Below are 1,487 nucleotides of genomic sequence, written 5' to 3'. Positions count from 1 at the left end.
CTCCGCCACCGCCCCCGCCGCCCCGACCGGCACCGGACCGGACGTCGCCGGCGCGGCGGCGGGCGACGGGAGCCCGTCCGACGCCGCCGCGTCGCGGACCGACGAGACACCGGCGGGCGGGCTGCGCTTCCCCCCGGGCTTCGGCTGGGGAGCGGCCACCTCCGCCTACCAGATCGAGGGCGCGGCCAAGGAGGACGGCCGGGGCGAGTCCGTCTGGGACACCTTCAGCCGCACGCCGGGCCGCACCCGCAACGGCGACACCGGCGACGTCGCCGCCGACCACTACCACCGGTACGCGGAGGACCTGGACCTGATGCGCGACATCGGGCTGGACAGCTACCGGTTCTCCATCTCCTGGCCCCGGGTGCAGGCCGACGGCACCGGCGTACCCAACCAGCGCGGGCTCGACTTCTACCGCCGCCTCGTCGACGGGCTGCACGAGCGGGGCATCGCGCCGATGGCGACGCTGTTCCACTGGGACCTGCCGCAGGCCCTCCAGGACGCCGGCGGCTGGGAGTCGCGCGACGTCGCCCACCGGTTCGCCGACTACGCCGAGATCGTCTTCCGCGCGCTCGGCGACCGGGTGCCGGTCTGGCTGACCGTCAACGAGCCGAAGACGGTGGTGCAGAACGGCTACCTCGAAGGGCACCACGCCCCGGGCCGGCAGGACCCCGCCGCCGCGTACCTGGTCGCCCACCACCTCCACCTGGCCCACGGGCTCGCCGTCGCGGCGCACCGCGCCACCGGCTCCGGCCGGATCGGCCCGGCACTCAACCTGCACCCCTGCTACCCGGCCGACGACTCGCCCGAGGCGGCCCGCGCCGCCCGGCTCTACGACGGCTACGAGAACCGCCTCTACCTCGACCCGATCCTCACCGGCCGCTACCCGCAGGACGTGCTGGACGACCTCGGCCCCGACAGCCGGCTGGTGCGCGGCATCCGCGACGGGGACCTGGCGACCATCTCCGCGCCGGTCGACCTGCTCGCCGTGCAGTACTACACGCCGTACTACGTCACCGGCGACGGCGCGACGACCGGGCGCTGGCCGACCTCCCAGGCCTCCTGGCAGCAGATCCACCCCGACGGGATGTACGACATCCTGACCCGGGTGACCCGCGACTACGGCCCGATCCCGCTGACCGTCACCGAGAACGGACTGCCCACCCCGGACACCCTCGGCGCCGACGGCACGATCGACGACGCCGGGCGGGTGACCTTCCTGCGCGACCACCTCGCCGCCGCCCACCGGGCCATCGCCGACGGCGTGCCGCTGGAGAGCTACCACGTCTGGTCCCTGCTCGACAACTTCGAGTGGGACGCGGGGTACGACGAGCGCTGGGGCCTCGTCTACGTGGACTACCAGACGCAGCGGCGCGTGCCCAAGCGCAGCGCGCACTGGTACCGCCAGGTCATCGCCGCCAACGGTCTCTGACCGTCCCGGCACCGTCCGCCCCGCCGCCGGGGTGGACGGTGCCGGGGGGGGGGGG

The 1,487-nt window shown here is 74.9% G+C and carries 1 protein-coding gene; it reads left to right on the top strand.

Annotated elements, in window-relative coordinates:
- The first annotated feature begins 121 nt into the window (after positions 1–121).
- Positions 122–1,432, top strand: a complete 1,311-nt coding sequence (locus ACSNN9_RS28445) for a GH1 family beta-glucosidase (protein WP_436676386.1) — start codon at positions 122–124, stop codon at positions 1,430–1,432.
- The last annotated feature ends 55 nt before the right edge of the window (positions 1,433–1,487 follow it).

The sequence above is a fragment of the Micromonospora sp. URMC 107 genome (assembly GCF_051386315.1).
In the GTDB taxonomy this organism is placed as follows: Bacteria; Actinomycetota; Actinomycetes; order Mycobacteriales; family Micromonosporaceae; genus Micromonospora.
This window is presented reverse-complemented; position numbering and strand designations above follow the sequence as displayed.